A 16343-nucleotide genomic window follows, 5' to 3' on the forward strand; every position below is an offset into this window, starting at 1 on the left:
TCGTTTAATATAAAACCTTATCCAACATTTACCGTAAGTAAGGTATAATGTTATCAAAAGGAGTTGTATATATGAAAAAATCACTCGTCAAAACTATAGCCACTCTAGTAATCGGAATGACGCTAGGGTCAGCGACACTAGCAGCTGCCGCACCAACTACCGTGGAAGCTGTGCTAACCAAATTTAAGATCGTAGTAAACGGTCAAGAAGCTCAATTGCAGAACACCCCCCTTGTTGTGAACGGTACAACCTATCTACCTGTACGTGAAGTTGCTGGATTGCTAGATACTGAATTGGACTATGATGGAAAAGCTAAAACAATAGAACTTACCTCGAAAGGTGTGGATAAGGTGACAACGATAACCGAAAAAGAACATCAAACTTATAATATCGGTGATACATTCGCTTTGGGAGGTACGACCTTTTATATCGCCACTGCCGGCACTAGCGAAACACTGACGACTGACAAAGGGATATATACTGTGCCCAACGAAGGAGATATGTTTGCTTTTATCAACCTTGATATAACGACCTCATATGTTCCGATCAATGACTTTAGTTATCCGGTGTTCGGATTTTTAGAAAAAATGAAAATAGGTGACAAAGAAATAAATAATAGTATTGGTAGTTTCCCAGATGGAGTAAAGACTGGTGAGAAAACAAGCTCCACCATTTACCGAGTTATACCTAGCGGAGAGGAATTTGAAAGTATCACATTGATTGATCCGGTAACTAAATTAACTGCAACAATCAATCTTCAATAATCTCCACCACCACGACTTTGCGCAAATATTTGTGTAAATACAGAAGCAACAACTCGCCCCAATGAATTTGTTGGGGTTATTGTTATTTCGTGAAACGCTCCTCGATTGATCCTACCGCTACTATCCTTAGATAAGTAAGGGATAATGTCAATCTCATCTACACTCGTCCCTGCCCCGCTGACTAGATGCCCATCTACTCTTACTTGTACTTCGCTAGGTGTCTGACCTTCAAAAATACCAAAGTCAATGTCATGGGCGTGGGCAGGTATGTCGTGCGTATGCTCCATGTTGTGCGTATGCTCCATGTTATGTGTATGGTTCATGCCGTGTTCATGCGGAGTTAGCAAAATTAAGTGTCGGTGGTTACCAGATGCCACCCACTCCCAAGGCACTCCATTTACGTCTATAAAAACAGTTCCTGGAGGTATTCCGTGGTTATGTCCTCCTGTGCTTGTATATGTTGCATCTGTCTCTGTGTTACCGGACACATTTACCACTCCGGTTGTATTAATACTGCTTGGCCCAGATGTCGAAGCACTACTAGGTCCTGATGTTGTTTTTGTGCTAGGTCCAGACGACACAGATGGTGCTGCTTCAATTGATTTGCTATACCCGCGGAAAGCTTCAACGCGATAAGATAGCATTACCTTATTAACTCTTGCCGTTTCCTCTGGCATCCAAAACCGCAATATAGCAGGATGTGTTGGATCACAATTGTCAGCAAAATTATGAGAGTCGTAGTTAGTAGCCCCTTGCGCATATACCTCATTAACATACTGTCGATTTCTCAAGTCCGAAATACTGCCTGCTATGTCCTGCGGTCTGTTGGCGATCTCAATCTCTACATTACCAGGTGCTCCAATGACATCAGATTTACTCACGTTTAACACCCGAATTGTCGTATCCTCGCCCAGCTCACTGTCCTGCACTCTCACCATCGTTCCTGTTTTAAACTTATCAATCGGATCATTAGTTAGTGCGTACAATTCAGAAGCTTGGACCACGTATGTTGTTCTTGGTTGTTTCAACTCATCCATCATAGCCCTGCAACGTGCCAGGAGAGTTTCTGGATATTCAAACCGACGATCGACAAACACACTTTGCATAATACCGTATTTATCTATAAACTCTTGTTCCGCATCGATATAAGGAAGTCCGCCGTTTATATCTTTAAATGTTAGTTGGTTAACTCCCTCGCCATATCCTAACCCATAGAGTCGTGTGACCACGTTAGAGGGGTCTACGTTGCGCTCTATGCCCTGCAGATTTACACCATAGCGAATGTATGCCTGTACCTCATTTGATGGCTCTACTAGGTTGAGTGTCCACGGGTAAGAGGTTGTATCCCATGTCCACATGTATTCGGTATCAAATGGCTTAGGAACGCTAAATAGAGCGCCTAGAAGGTTCTCGTTTTCCCAATTGTATTCAAATTGCCGAGGTAATTGAACCGTGCCCAGCTGCCATCGTTGCACACTCTGTTTTGAAAGGATGTATTGTAGGACTTGTGGTGTGTGTACGCCCAGATTCCCGATGGTGTGATACATAAATAGGATATCGTCCAGTAATGTGCCTAGGACGTGCTCGCATTGATAGGTCATAGTCGTTCCGCTCGAGTTTCGAATCAAATTACTTGGCAAGATGCGGAATAATTCCAATCGTTCAGACTCATCAAAAATCTCAGCATAATACAGCGGCTGACACTCAACGTTCTTTGGATCGGTTGCAGGTAGAGAAAAGGAAGCTCCCCACAATGCGTTCATTGGCGTTTCGTAAGATATACCGAAAGCATTTTCTAGGTGTGCAACTTTACGCATTTGTAAGTCATAAATGGTTACGTATGAATTCCTCATATGGACCTCCTATACTTTATTGAAAAAGAAAAAAGCACACTCGATATGAGCGTGCCTTGTGTCGCATAATCGTCCTACTGTTTATTAAATTATTTAATAAACATTCTATCAATCCAGTTGTGCGTGTCTTCTGATAGTTTTAATTTTGTTGCTAAACTCTTCATTGTATCTGTTGGAGTTGGACTTCTTTCCTCTAAATGCTCCACCACAAATTCCTTTAATAACTGTAACTCTTCTTCTGTTAAAGAGATGATTGTGTTCATGATCAACCCTCCATATCTTCATTGTTTATTCCTAATGTTTAACTAATGAGCCTGCATAACTAACCGCTTTATTTGTGATTTTATATAAGTAGGCTGAAATGAAAGCTATAATAGTGCAAGATATTATTAATAAACTAAGACTCTCAACTATTGTCAGATTTGTTTCTTTAAACTTACGCAATGTCTCCATTAAAACAACGTGATGAGTTAAAAATACGGCATATGAATACCTACTCACCACCTCAAATACAGCCTTTACTTTTGCGGATTTAATAATTTGAGATAAGTAAACTAATACAAAGAATACAGCGACACCTATGAATAATACTTTATACATACCAGCAATTTGAATTCCCACAAAAAGCATAACAATAATGATAAACAGCGCTATTAAACACTGATACCAATTTACTTTTTTAACATAATGCGCAAAGTACATCCCGAATAGAAATTCCGGTATCCTGGAGACGAAGTTACGTGATGAAGGGATCTCAAAATTATAATTTTCTAAGAATATTATAAATAAACCCACAACCACAATAAGAAGTATTTTCGGATACTTAACCACCAATGATCTGAGTATAGGAAAACATAAATACAGCAATATTATACAACCTAGAAACCATTCCCCTAAAATGTAATATGTTGATATTTTGTACGACATGTACCCATCCAACCCGAACACCGTCAATATAAAATTAATGTTTGGGAGGTGTGCGATTGTTCTGTTTTGATAGAAATAAAACAAGAACGCTATTACATAGGCTATCCAAAACATTGGATATAACGAAAATAAGCGCCTTTTAAAGTATTTTTTTAATGAGAAATCACTGCCATACGATTTCATTAAAGCGGCACCGGAAATAATGAAAAACAAAGAAACTCCTATGCTGCTTAAATCACCGTTTGCGTAATTCCATGTCCTTGACAGCGGACTACCCACTTTATACCCAATCAAGGTTGTACCAAAATGGTAGATCACAATTATAATAACAGATATAGCACGTATAAAATCCAAACTAAACCATCTGTCTTTTCGCAAGCCAGCACCCCCCCCCACACTTGAGTATATACTGTGTGTTTTTTTTGCGCAATAAACAATAGGGGGGAGTTTATACTAATTTGAATATCCTCAAGTAGCTAGTTTGAGGGTTTGAGAATGCTGTTTGCGCAACCGTGGCGTAGGCATAAATACTTATTTTATCTCCTCTTAACAAGTCGATATTTGTTGAACCACTCGCTATCATTGCGGTAGTTATGTTACAGACGAGGTCAAATAATCTAGTATGTTGTTCACCATTTTTATAAATTGATAGCATAACCCTTGATGTACTAACTAAATTCTGTAGTTCAATGGACGCGTTTATACTGTATATTCCTGCACTTTTCGCGGTGAACTCTCCTGCTGCAACATCATACTCATTAAATCCATCGTACGACTTGGCAGCATACAATAATTTTGTATAAACGGTTGCGGGTATTGATTGGCTGGCACTAAATACAGCTTTTAATCTTACGTTCTCATTCCTTAGCAATGCGGTAGCTGATCTGTCTAGAAAAGAGTTGCCTAACGAGTTTGATGATATTTCATTGTAAGTACCAGCATCCTTGATAGCCGCTGTCGTGCTTGTGTTGAGGGTGTTACCTGTAACGACATTATAGTTACCTATTACATGGATACCTATAACTCCCGATTTAATAGAATTATTCATCACAGAACAAGAAGTTGCGCTAATTTGTATACCCGCAATGGTACTTCCGTTTATAGAGTTACCATTAACTAAGACTCTATCGCCAGAAACGAGATTAATTCCAATGTAATTTATATCTTCCGTTCCTTTTTGCGCAATCCAATTATTATTTACGTTCCCTGCTCCTGCAACTGATAAGTAGATACCACCTTTTTTTATCATGTCAATTACGTTATTATTTATATTAAACCAAGTACCTGTGGTTACGTATACACCCCAGTTAGATACTATCATCGTATTGTCTGATATAGTCCATCCCTCTGAAACATAATTACTTGTAGGATGAGCTAAATTAGATACAAAGAAACAATAGTCCGTAGCAAGTATCTGACAATTCGATACATAGTTATTGACGCTATACTCTATATAAAATCCATATCCGCGATAATGAGTACTTAAGACACCATTCTCAATTATTAAATCTTCAAATGTTGAATACCAACATCTACGTGTGTATATTGCTCTTTCCCAATAATCATCTGCTCTAACTTCCCCTTTAAGTTCGACACGTTCGACGACGATGTAGTCACCTTCTGCAATGACACCGTATCGACTAGTGCTGTTAGTTAGGATAGTTAAGTCTTGAATCTGTACGTTACTCGCGGTTATTTCGATGCCGTTGCATTCGTTAGCTAATATCCTTGTGACTCCTCTTCCTGCCCCTCGAAAGCGACAAGGAGTATTAATCTTGATAGGAACTGTTATGGTATATGTACCTGCAGGAAGTAAAATATCCCCACCTCCTGCTGATACAGCTGCGTTAATAGTCGCCTGTATCGCGGCATCATCTATAACAGCTCCATAGTCTCTAACGTTAAATACATCGTCCCCTTTTTTCACAGTTTCCGCCAACTGCGACGTAGTTTCAACATATTCTGTATCCAATCTATCTTTCAGCGTGTCGTATGTTGTTCCTGAAATACTAACGCTCGCTGCCGCTGCTTCAGGTCCGCTATCGCCGTTTATGATAGCCTGATTGAGTGTCGCTTTAACGATGTCAATAGCTTCTTTTACATCTGTAGCCCCGACAACATCGCCAGTATAGGTTATGTCATCTGCCGAGTGAGCAGTTACAGAGTTTTTATGGTTCGAAATGTCATCTTGTATACCGTCTGACTTTCTATCTAAGTACTCATCATTCGCTTTCATGATGGTCCATGCTTGTCTTAACTTCATCCACCCAAACAGCTTCTGTAGTGCCATTTAATCACCCCTATATAAATTTCGCAGGAATATAAAAACCAATTGAGCAATTAAGATTGGATCCTGAAATTGCTATATCATTAATGCCTGGCATGATATCTATAAAATCACCTAGCATTTCATGAAGCTTGTTATCTCCATTCATCTTGACAGTCAATTGCGTACCATCAATAACCAGTGTCTGACTGGATAGCAATGGTTTGGTATAAGTGAAGGTTTTGCCATTCACGGAAAGTGAAAGGCTTGTGAATGATCCAGTAATAGTGATAATAGGTCTTAACGCAAGAGTTCCTGAATTTTCAAGCTCGATCGTTTGCGGATCCGAAATGTTAAATGTGTAATTTTCCCCATCCAGTCTCAGATCTGAGTCTAGTAATATATCGCTGTCTAGTATCGGGTCCGTTGTTAAATAGGCTAGCGGATCAAAGGCTGTGAGTGTAAGCGAGAACAGCCCCAGCCCCATTATCCGTTCTATATCCAATATTCCGGTAAATCGGGCATTAAAGTATTGGTCTGGTCTTTCTCGAAATCTAAGCTCCATTGTTCTTGGCTTGCCATATCCATCTACCAGATGTGAAGCGAGATCCGAGATCCTCTTTTGCAATTCCAATGCATTTCGAGTGTCAAAGGCGCAGTCGATAGTGAACACTCTAGCCCCAATATCTGCTCCGAAATCCCACGCACCATTACGCCCCGGGATTGGTAGTATTCGGTCTACTGTGCTAGGTAGACCGGGACGATTTGACGTACTACGCACTAAAAAGCCCAATTCAACATTGGACTTATCATCTAGCCATATAAATTCTTTCACTATCTAGGACCTCCTGTCCCTCGGTTGCTTTGTTGCCCCATGGACCATAATTCTCTGGCTATTAGCTTAATATCATCGTCATTGCGAACAATGATATTTGCACCTCTTAACATGCCATCCATGTTGATTACGCTAGAATTTCCTTGCCCTCCAACAATATTTAAGCTAGGAGCAATTAATCCGTTTAATGCAGATGTTGCAGTTGCGGCCATGTTTGATGCGTATGCTGATATATCAATGCCTGTTGTAGTTGATTCGAGAGCGCTGGAAACTGCGGACGAAACACCAACCGCTGATAGCTCGGCTTGTTTTCCTGCCTTAGCGATCCCATTTGCCAGTCCCTGGCTGATATTCACACCATATTCAGTCGTTAACCGCGATGGAGACCTGATGTCAAAAAAGCCTACAATAGATTCCCCGATGTTTTTAGCTACATCTTTTGCCGCTTTAACTACGCCATCGGATGCTTTTTTGATACCTTTTCCTAAACCATCCATGATGTTAGCGCCAATTTTTTCTAAATCTATTTCTGTGAAAAACTTTACGATATCATCGAAAACTTCACGACAATATTTTCCTATGGAATCTAATATCTCAGACATACCTGTTTTCATTTTATCAAACTGCTCAATACCATCGTCTTTCAAACCAGTAAATATTCTCTTAGCGTCTGTCCACATGTTTCCCAGAAACTCATTAACACTACCAGTCAGTTCTAATCCAATTCTCACGTAAGAAGCTTTGAAAGTCTCCCAGCGAGATAAGATTTCTCCCGTTTCCCAATCGACCTCATCGATATGTTCTCCAGCTTGCTTTTTGGCTTCATCCACGACTTTGGTATGCATCTCTTCGGCAGCGTCTATCGTTCCGTCACGTTGCCTTTCAGCTTCCTTGATAAGTTTATCAGCTTGTTCTGCAGTGATGGATTTTGTTTCGTCACGTTGTTTCTCGATCTGTGCAACAACTGTGCGATATTGATCCTCGGCAGTCTTAACCGTTTCATCACGTTGGGTGTTGCTATTTTTCACAACTTCAGCCGCCTGTTGCGCTGACAGCTCCGATGCTTCTTTTTTTAGTTGTTCAAATAGTTTTGTTTGTTCGTCAACGCTATTTGTGAGTACCTGGACACCTGTTTCTGTCATACTCTCTTGGATTTTAACGATCTCATCATATTCTTGCTGCGTGATGGTTCGTTTTTCTTCCAATGCGGAAAGCATGATTTCAGCAACTCGATCCTGTCCCGCCTGTAGTTCTTCGGCTTGTAAAGACTGAGCTTCCTTGAGCCTTGTCAACGCTTCTTCTTTTTCCTGATCGGTGAGATCTTTCGAGTTAGCTAAAAATATTTGCATTTGTTCTAATTGTTTGGTGTGATCTTCTTTCATGCTGGATGTGATTTCCCCACCCATAGCAAAAAATGTATCGGCGATGGTAGATGCTGTTTTCTCGGTTACAGCCGTTCCTGACCATTGGAGTGTATTGAGTTCGATGATAGCCTTGTTTCTTAGCCCTTGGAAAGCTGCGAGTGCATCATCGCTAGAAGTTTCGGCAGCGATGCCCATCTCGGCAATAGCTGGATTCAAAACATCCAACAACGATTCTGCAAAGTCGTCAGAGTTTAATGCGGCATCGCCGAGATTAGCAGAGAAATCACTCAGTGCCGCGGCACCACCACTAGCATCACTCTTCGCCTTCTCAAGCGTTTTTAGCTTTGCTTCAAGGCTATCTAGTGCAGTTATCTGTTCTCCAATAATTGGTGCTATATCTACAGCCTCTCGTACCGATTCCTGGATACTCTGCTTTTCCGATACTAATCCATCTTTTAAAGAGTCCGCGAAGTTCTTCCCGGCATCTTGCCATTTAGGATTATAAGTTTCAAACAGTTTTATGATTTCATCATTGTTTTTACCAATGATCATCTTCAGTGCTTCGGCCTGTAATCTTTCCTGTTCACTAAGTTCGTTGTAATGTTCCTTCACGGCATCTTTTCTGTCATCAAGCCCCGTTTGTACAACTTCAAGCTTTTCCTTCTCGGTTTCCTTCTGTTCTTCCAATTCCGTTTTGATCTGATCTTTACGGGCATCGGCGGCCGTTTTAACATCGTCTATCTGCTGTTTCAGGACATCCTTCTGGATCTTGCGTTGTTCTAGGAGCTGTTGACGTTCATAGTCAGCTAGAGTCTTCGTTAAATCGCTTTGGATTTTCTCACGTTCTTCTGCAGTCTCAGCTGCGGACAGTTGTTTATTAAGCTCCGACAGCTTCACTTGATGTTCCTGTTCTTTTTGTGCCTTGTCCTCAGCTTCTGTTTGGCCGTCTATCCCGTCAATTTGGTCATTAAGCGCTTTTATCTTGTTGTACGTTTCTTCATCCAGCAATTTGAGCTTCTCATTGTATTCCTTATCATAAATTTTAAGGCGAGCTTCTGACGCTTTCTTTTCTTCGTTTATTTGCTTGTCGAGTGCAGATGTTTGGATCTTCTCCATTTGCTCATATTGCTTTTTAAGAGCTGTTACAATTGCTTCTCCAAGCTTATTTAGTGCATTTTTACTATTCTCAACCGTTTCTTTCATTTTATCGATCATAGTGCGCATATTAGTTGCCGCTTCATCACTAGCCTTTTTCGTCCCTGCCCCTACACCTTTGGCAACATTATCGCCGATGGCAGCTCCCTGCTTTTTAGCCACAGCAGCAGTGTTTTCCAATGTTGTAGTTGTGTTGGATCGGAACTTGTCAAAACTTCCTGATGACTTGCTAAGTGCAGATGCTGTTTCGTCCCCATACGTCTTGACACTTATAGATTGTTTTCCGAAGAAGTTGTTCAACGCTACCCCGGCAGCTATTAATGCCCCAATGGCTGCGATCGCAATTCCGACGGGTCCAGTTAAGAGAGCGATTGACCTAGAAAATATAGCGACAGCCCCGCCCGCAGAACTTACAACCGATGACACTTTCCCGAATCCTATAACCATCGAACCTATTCCAGTGGTTAACTTTCCAGCAACTACTAAAACGGGTCCTAGTGCTATTGCAAACCCTGCAACAGCAAGTATCGTGCTTCTAGCGCCATCACTAAGGCTTGCGAACCATTCTGCCGATTGTTTTATTCTTTCTAGCAATGGTTTCAACGAATCTATTACTTTTATAAGAGCAGGAACAAGAGCATCACCAAGCGTGATGCCTATATCTACTACTTTGTTTTTCAATATTTGGAGTTGGGACGCTGTGGTTTTATATCTTTGTTCGGCTTCATTGGTCAGTGCTGTGTTCTCTGCCCATGCTTTGGATCCAAGTTCAATAGATTCTCGAAATAGGTCACCTGCACCAGATGCCCGTAACAACGCATCGCGAACGCGTATTTCGGATAAACCTAGATCTTCTAATACTTTAAATACATTCCCGCCTGTGTCAGATACTTGCTTCAAACCTTCAATGAAGGTTACGATAGCTCCTGCGGCATCCTCCTGGAATGATTGTTTAAACTGTGCTGAACTCATCCCCGCTACAGCAGCGAATTGTTCTAGTTCTAGTCCACCTGTTGCGACAGCGTTAGCAATGTTAATCATTACCCTGGATATCGCGGATCCACCAGCCTCAGCCTCAATACCTACACTAGATAATGCAGCTGAAAACCCAAGGGTTTGTGCTTCTGTCATTCCTATTTGGTGTCCCGCTCCTGCGATTCTAAGAGCCATCCCCGTTATTTCTGATTCAGTGGCGGCTACATTGTTACCCAAATCTACGATAGTAGCTCCAAGTCGATCAAAGTTTTCTTGTGGCATCTGAGTAATGTTGGCCAACCTTGCTAGTGACATAGATGCTTGCTCGGCAGACATATTTGTTGCTACGCCTAGATCGACCATTGTACGTGTAAAACTTAATAACGATTTGTTTTGTATCCCGAGTTGACCAGCATTCTCTGCTACTTTAGCTATCTCTGTTGCCGCTACAGGTATCTCTTGCGACATCTGCCTAATGCCTTTACCGAACGCCTGAAACTCCTCTTCTGTAGCATTAACAGTCTTTCTAACACCAGCAAAAGCACTTTCGAAATCTATGCTTGCTTTAGTAGCTAGTCCACCAAGAGCAAGTAGTGGAGCTGTAACTGTCTTAGTAAGTGATCCTCCTACGTCCGACATCTTCTTCCCTGCGGTTTGCAATGACTTTCCAACCTCTTCAAAATTGATCCGGGCTTTGCCAAGTTCAACTTGAAGTGTCTTGAGTCGCTGTTCTGTTGATTCTATTTCACGCTGAAACGCTCTATATTGACCTTCATTGATTTCACCTTTTGCGAATTGCTCATTTACCTGTTCCTGTGCCGTCTTTAAGCGGTCAAGCTTTTCCTTTGTATTTGAAACCGAATCCGCGAGAAGTTTTTGTTTTTGAGCTACTAGATTCGTGCTTGTTGGATCTAGTTTCAGTAACTTATCAACTTGCTTTAGTTCGGATTGGATATCCCTACTCTTTTTATTTACATCGGCTAGGGCTTTGGATAGCCCCGTCGTCTCTGCCCCGATGACAACGTTAATACCTTTTATTGTTTCCGCCACAAAGCTACACCTGCCTTTTTAATTAAAAAAAGACAGGTATCGGCTCGCTACTAAATGTGCGGCTCACTCTGTTCTTTGAATTTAATAGTTATGATTTTCTTACAACGTTGACATTTGATTTCAAGATCAGCAACACGGCCCTTAAATAGTGTCTGTCCACAATGCGGACATTTAACTTTCTCCATGTTCATCAGTCCGTTTCGATTTCTTTTCTCAGTTTGTCCATCTCGTTTTTAATCTTTAATTTCTTGTTATTTATCCTAGTCATGATTCCTTTCAGTTGCCCTAGCGTTAGAGTTGGTATCATAGACTTTTGTAGTAACTTCCTTTGTTCTTCCTGCAACTTTTTAATTATTCCGTTGGTGTAATTAACCGTGTAATCCTTTTCGCAATGCGGGCATTTGAAACAAATTCTTTCAATGTCATCGCGAATAGGAAGGACATCAAGTTCGCCTAGTTCAAATTCTTGATTGCACCCTTCATTACATAACGCCTTCATTTTCAAGACACTCCTATCCTCCGTAAAATGAGTCGATATCGCTTTGCGTAGCTTCTTTTGGAGAATCGTCTTTAGCCCCTGAAGATCTTTGTAACAGAGCTAATAAGTCCTTCACACGAAGCACATTCATCTCTGAAAAGCTTAGTCCAATCTTTTTCCCCGCTGCGAGCAAATCAATGTCTAGACGGTGGTTAGGATTGGGCGGTTCACTTTCCTGTGTTTGGGTTTGCTCAAGATCGAAAAAAGCCGTTCATGGCTTCCTCCGTAGCAATTTTAATAAATTCCGGATCGGACATATTGAAGGATTCCATCGCCCCAATCCATTCATAAAAACTTGGGAACGCTATCTTCATCTCAAACGCATCAGCTTTAGCCATAGCCCATACTAATTGCAGCATGGATACAATATCGATCTTGCTTGGGTCCTCTTCAATGCCCGCCATTTTAACCAGATCAGCCATTAGATCTTTTTCAAATTCCTGTTTATAAAATAAAAGAGCTAGGGGCGTAGCCCTAACTCTCACGGTTTGTTCGCCTATTTTAAGTTCTCTCATGGTTTCCTCCTTATGGTGTTACTGTAAATGTTGGTGTTGTAACATCTGCGAAGAATGCGTTATAAACCACTGCATTTGTATCGCTAAGTTCTAAATCCCCCATAACGATCATCTTTCCTCCAATTTCAATCGGCGAAATTGTTATAGAAAGTACATCCGTAGTTGGTGTTGTTGATTCAGCTTTTGTTGTACGTTCTTTTGCTGGTCGTGATGCTTGGCAATCATAGTAAACAAATCTGCGGTTGCGTTGATCCCCTTGCACTTCACCCATGATTGCAAACTTTTTAGGCTTGCCATCTGCGACTTCAACAATCATTCCGTTGTCGTCAATTTCCCAACCTAACATTTTTACTTTAACAGCATCAGGTAAGTTAGCGAGCTCCCACTCTGCCGTGTATCCGTTGTTTGTGTCCACAACATAGTATGTCATGTCGTCAGCGTAAAACGGGCTAGATTCACCCACGACTGAAGGTGTCCACCGCACCGAACCAGGTACCGAGATGGGAGTTTCCCAAGTTGGAACACCTAAAGTATCCTCATCAAAAAAAGCGATATGAACCTTTCTAAAACCGAACGTTACTTTGTTAGACATATATTAGCCCCCTATAATTTGTATTTCATAAATGATTTGGAATGCCTTTTCGCTATCAATCCACTGGTCAGGTAGTTTGTTAAAAGGAATTTGTAACTCTTTGAATTTGTTTTCTAATGCACTTTCAGCAGTTAAGTCCTTTTTGCTGGTGTAGAGCTCCACTTGAATATTGCTAATGCCAATATAGTTGTGGTTATCAGCGATCAAGTCACTATTGCCAGCAGCTAGATACACGATGTAAGGCAGTGTCACTTCACTATTGAAATGCGAATAAGCCACTGGATAGCCAGTAGCCTTTAACGCTGCGTTTAATTCTACTAACGTCATGCATCATCCCCCATTTCGGATGATTGACTTAATACGGTCAACCATTTGCGGAACTTCTTTATCTACAACAGGCGCGATATGAGGGATCCCATTCACTCGACCGCCACCCCGTTTTGCATGCCCTTTTTCGAGCAAGTGAGCTAATCCGGGTTTTCTCTTGTTGTAGGTCTTATAACTAACATTGCCGTCAATCACAATTTTTTTACGCGTCCAACCTTTGGCATACTCGCCGCCTTCTACTCTTCTAGGCGACTTCGCTGATATTTCTTTTGTGACGTTTTTTGAAGTTTTGTCTACTTCTTTAACGATCCCTTCAGTTACATCCTCGGTATACTCTCTTATCGCAGATGTGATTTCACTCGCTAGATCATCAATTGAAATTCCCATGTCACAACCGCCCTTGTGCAATGATGGTAAATGTTATATTCATTTCATCATCATTAATCACGCTTTTCACATCATAAGTAACGCCTTTATACTTAACTTCAAACTTCGTCTTTTTATCAACAAGTAGGACTTCTAGTGGCTTGGAATACTTCAAAACGAAACGAGTTGTGTTAACGGGAGACTCTTGACCTGCTACCAAGTATTCAGATCCCTTTAACGTTTTGATCATTGACCAAACTTTGTCAATTTCTCCAAACGTCTCAATCTCATTTCCGATCTCATCCTGCGTGACTACTGGACCCCACAAAGTAATGCGCTTATTAAACCTTCCTGTATGGTTATTAGCATTGTAGCGATTGGGATTATACTCATATGCTTTCATTCGAGTCACCTTCAATCGCCTTAGCTAACATAAGGTTGTTAATCTGTGTCAGGAAATTAGTGTAGAAGTATTCAAGCGCGTCGTTGTAAGCGTACCTCGATCGCTCAAAAACTAATTCTTTGAATACTTCATCCGTTAACTCATAGTCACCGCAGATACGTCTTAAATCCTTGTATGAAGCCCTTAAAATACGCGCTAAGTTACCATCTTCATCGTAATCTAAATGCATCCTCGACATGAATTCGCCGACTAATTGCGGCGTTATTGCTTCTGGCATGTTTACTCACCACTTTCAAGAGTGATGTAAATCTGACCGTATTTGTTATTCGAAGTCGAAAGTTCTTTGACTCTAGCTTTTGTGGCCTTTTGATCATCAAGTGGGTAGGTGTCGCCAACCTCGTAAATGTGCCCGCCATGCCTGTTTTCTTTAAACTTTCTTACTACTAGATATTGATCCATGTAGTCACCTCCTAAAAAGAAGAAACCCCATTAAGGGGCTTCTGTCACAACGTCTAATGTATAGATCGCAACAACTTTGTTGTCGCGCGGTTTACCAAATGCGAAAGTTTTTGCAACGTGTAGATTGCAATCTTCAAGCGCGAGCGTTTCTTTATACTCCGTTACCTCTACACCGCCACCGCGATAAGCGTCATAACGATCTTTTACGAACGCTACCAACTCACCGGCTGTTGCAAATATAGAAGGGATAATAACGAAATCGAAAGGCACGTTTGTGATATAAGCTCCTACAGCATTGCGAGTAGTAAACTTAGCACGCAATTTCCACGAGTCAGAAGGGTTGATTATCAGCGCGACTTTCCCATCTACATTTAATGGCTTCCCGTCTTGCTTAACTGACAACAACTCGCCGATTGAAGCAAATTCTTCTATGATTGTTTTATCATCGGCAAATGTTAAAGTGCCGGCAACAGCCTTTTTAGCATGACCGCCCGTCGGATCAACAGCCGCAGCTAAGTCACGAATCAAACCGATCGGTTGATGTTTAATTGGACCAGCACCATTAATCACTGCATTTTCTAATGCAACCGCATATGTCTCAGTGATTTGCGCACGAACATATGCTTCAATCCACGTTGGGCCGAACTTTTTAAGGTCTTTTGGTAATACAACAAAAGCTGTGAGTTTAGATTGTGAAATATTTTCTTGTTTGAAAGCAGCATTCAATTGACCTTTGATGTCACCGAAGATCGGACCCCAAACAGCAGCACCTTCATATTCTGACGTGATTGCTGTTAGCGTGATTGTTCCGAGGTCTTGAAAGTTGATCACGGAAAGCAATGGATGTTCCGTTGTGAGGTCCTCATAAATACGTTCAACAATTGTTTCAGGAAGAATGATTTCATCTGTAAAGCCATCGGATTGAACAACCGCATTATAGAAGCGTTTTTCTTCTGCTGTCAGAACATTGACGCCACGATTAGCAAGTACCACATTGTCCATATTTGTAGCTGACACTTGATTTGTGATTTGAGTCGTTAGTGACGTTACTAATGCATCTTGCATTGCCACCCATGCCGTCTCAATTTCTTCTGTCGTAGAAACTTCATTTTTTACAACAGTAGCATAGTTCAACTTCGCTTGTTCATAGGCATCCGTGTGTTGATTTAATTTCATTGTCATTATATATTACCTCCATTTATTTAAATTAAAAAAAGAACCTTGATGCAGCAGCTACGGGAACTGGTGCAGGTTCTTTGTTTTTTAACTGATCTATTTCATTTTGCATTGTAGCTAATTGTGTTCTCAGGTTCGTGATTTCTCCATCTTTGTTGCTTGCTGCAGTTGTGGTCGCGAATCCTATCTCTATAGCCTTTTGTGCGCTGAACCATGTTTCATCATCAACCATTTGACGGACTTCCTCACGACTAACATTTGCTTTAGTCATGTAAATGTCGATGACCCCTTCTTCTAGCTGTTCGAGCACTCCGGCTTCTTTCCTCATGTCTCGCTTAGTCCCCCAAGCAAAAGAACTAGCTTCATGAATCATTATCATGGATCCAAGACCCATAACTACTTCATCAGCAGCAGCAGGGAAAAGCGAAGCTGCGGAGCAAGCCCAACCATCTACACGAACTGTCACTTTGGCGTTATGCTTCTCTTTGTGGTTGATCAACCTGTTATAGATTGCAATACCGTCAAATGCACTACCACCGGGAGAATTTAAGTAAATTAAAATATCACCTGTTGCATTTTTCAACGCTTCGTCAATATCAGAAGCTGACACAGAATCTTCCCACCAAGAATCACCGATAACACCATAAATCGTTAGCTCAGTTGTGTTAGTTGCTTCTATGTGCCGTGCTTCAAACTTGCGTTCAATCTTTTCTAGTTGGTTAACATACGACTGATTCTTAAACGATTTGAAGAAGTCTTTCTTTGTCATTTCACGCAT

18 protein-coding genes are annotated in these 16343 nt (G+C 41.2%); 1 reads left to right on the plus strand and 17 read right to left on the minus strand.

What is annotated here, in order from left to right:
- Nucleotides 1-71: 71 nt before the first annotated feature.
- Nucleotides 72-764 (plus strand): stalk domain-containing protein, encoded by a 693-nt coding sequence (locus tag AC1TO8_RS02355; RefSeq protein ID WP_482053999.1) that lies wholly within the window; start codon nt 72-74, stop codon nt 762-764.
- On the opposite strand, the gene AC1TO8_RS02360 is transcribed toward AC1TO8_RS02355, so the two are convergent.
- The 17 genes from AC1TO8_RS02360 to AC1TO8_RS02440 all read right to left on the minus strand — a co-directional run bounded on the left by AC1TO8_RS02360 (nt 758) and on the right by AC1TO8_RS02440 (nt 16343).
- Complete coding sequence (locus tag AC1TO8_RS02360; protein WP_482054000.1) at nt 758-2617, minus strand: phage tail protein; 1860 nt, start codon at nt 2615-2617, stop codon at nt 758-760. The genes AC1TO8_RS02355 and AC1TO8_RS02360 overlap by 7 nt on opposite strands.
- Before the next feature lie 89 nt (nt 2618-2706).
- Nucleotides 2707-2880, minus strand: a complete 174-nt coding sequence (locus AC1TO8_RS02365) for a hypothetical protein (protein WP_482054001.1) — start codon at nt 2878-2880, stop codon at nt 2707-2709.
- A gap of 31 nt (nt 2881-2911) precedes the next feature.
- Nucleotides 2912-3922, minus strand: coding sequence for an acyltransferase family protein (locus AC1TO8_RS02370; RefSeq protein ID WP_482054002.1), 1011 nt, complete (start codon nt 3920-3922; stop codon nt 2912-2914).
- A gap of 70 nt (nt 3923-3992) precedes the next feature.
- Complete coding sequence (locus AC1TO8_RS02375) at nt 3993-5834, minus strand: right-handed parallel beta-helix repeat-containing protein (protein WP_482054003.1); 1842 nt, start codon at nt 5832-5834, stop codon at nt 3993-3995.
- Between the two features lie 10 nt (nt 5835-5844).
- On the minus strand, nt 5845-6645 hold the full coding sequence (locus tag AC1TO8_RS02380) for a distal tail protein Dit (RefSeq protein ID WP_482054004.1): 801 nt from the start codon (nt 6643-6645) through the stop codon (nt 5845-5847).
- The gene (locus AC1TO8_RS02385; protein WP_482054005.1) at nt 6645-11189 is read right to left on the minus strand and encodes a phage tail tape measure protein; all 4545 of its coding nucleotides are present in this window, start codon (nt 11187-11189) and stop codon (nt 6645-6647) included. Before AC1TO8_RS02385 ends, AC1TO8_RS02380 begins: the two co-directional genes overlap by 1 nt.
- Nucleotides 11190-11239: 50 nt before the next feature.
- A complete protein-coding gene (locus tag AC1TO8_RS02390) occupies nt 11240-11380 on the minus strand; it encodes a Com family DNA-binding transcriptional regulator (protein ID WP_482054006.1) in 141 nt (46 codons plus the stop codon).
- Complete coding sequence (locus AC1TO8_RS02395; RefSeq protein WP_482054007.1) at nt 11380-11694, minus strand: hypothetical protein; 315 nt, start codon at nt 11692-11694, stop codon at nt 11380-11382. The genes AC1TO8_RS02390 and AC1TO8_RS02395 overlap by 1 nt, the downstream gene beginning before the upstream one ends.
- A gap of 224 nt (nt 11695-11918) precedes the next feature.
- Entirely contained in the window at nt 11919-12242 is a 324-nt protein-coding gene (locus tag AC1TO8_RS02400) for a hypothetical protein (RefSeq protein ID WP_482054008.1), read from the minus strand.
- A gap of 10 nt (nt 12243-12252) precedes the next feature.
- A complete protein-coding gene (locus AC1TO8_RS02405) occupies nt 12253-12834 on the minus strand; it encodes a major tail protein (protein WP_482054009.1) in 582 nt (193 codons plus the stop codon).
- A 3-nt stretch (nt 12835-12837) separates the two neighbouring features.
- On the minus strand, nt 12838-13161 hold the full coding sequence (locus AC1TO8_RS02410) for a hypothetical protein (RefSeq protein WP_482054010.1): 324 nt from the start codon (nt 13159-13161) through the stop codon (nt 12838-12840).
- A gap of 3 nt (nt 13162-13164) precedes the next feature.
- Nucleotides 13165-13548, minus strand: coding sequence for an HK97 gp10 family phage protein (locus tag AC1TO8_RS02415; protein ID WP_482054011.1), 384 nt, complete (start codon nt 13546-13548; stop codon nt 13165-13167).
- A gap of 1 nt (nt 13549) precedes the next feature.
- Nucleotides 13550-13930 (minus strand): phage head closure protein, encoded by a 381-nt coding sequence (locus AC1TO8_RS02420; RefSeq protein WP_482054012.1) that lies wholly within the window; start codon nt 13928-13930, stop codon nt 13550-13552.
- Nucleotides 13917-14207, minus strand: a complete 291-nt coding sequence (locus tag AC1TO8_RS02425; protein WP_482054013.1) for a hypothetical protein — start codon at nt 14205-14207, stop codon at nt 13917-13919. The genes AC1TO8_RS02420 and AC1TO8_RS02425 overlap by 14 nt, the downstream gene beginning before the upstream one ends.
- Before the next feature lie 2 nt (nt 14208-14209).
- On the minus strand, nt 14210-14389 hold the full coding sequence (locus AC1TO8_RS02430) for a termination factor Rho (protein ID WP_482054014.1): 180 nt from the start codon (nt 14387-14389) through the stop codon (nt 14210-14212).
- A gap of 30 nt (nt 14390-14419) precedes the next feature.
- Nucleotides 14420-15571: a phage major capsid protein gene (locus AC1TO8_RS02435; RefSeq protein ID WP_482054015.1), complete on the minus strand. Its 1152-nt coding sequence runs from the start codon at nt 15569-15571 to the stop codon at nt 14420-14422.
- 25 nt (nt 15572-15596) lie between these two features.
- The gene (locus tag AC1TO8_RS02440) at nt 15597-16343 is read right to left on the minus strand and encodes a head maturation protease, ClpP-related (protein WP_482054016.1); all 747 of its coding nucleotides are present in this window, start codon (nt 16341-16343) and stop codon (nt 15597-15599) included.

It is taken from the genome of Paenibacillus sp. Y859 (genome assembly GCF_056786405.1).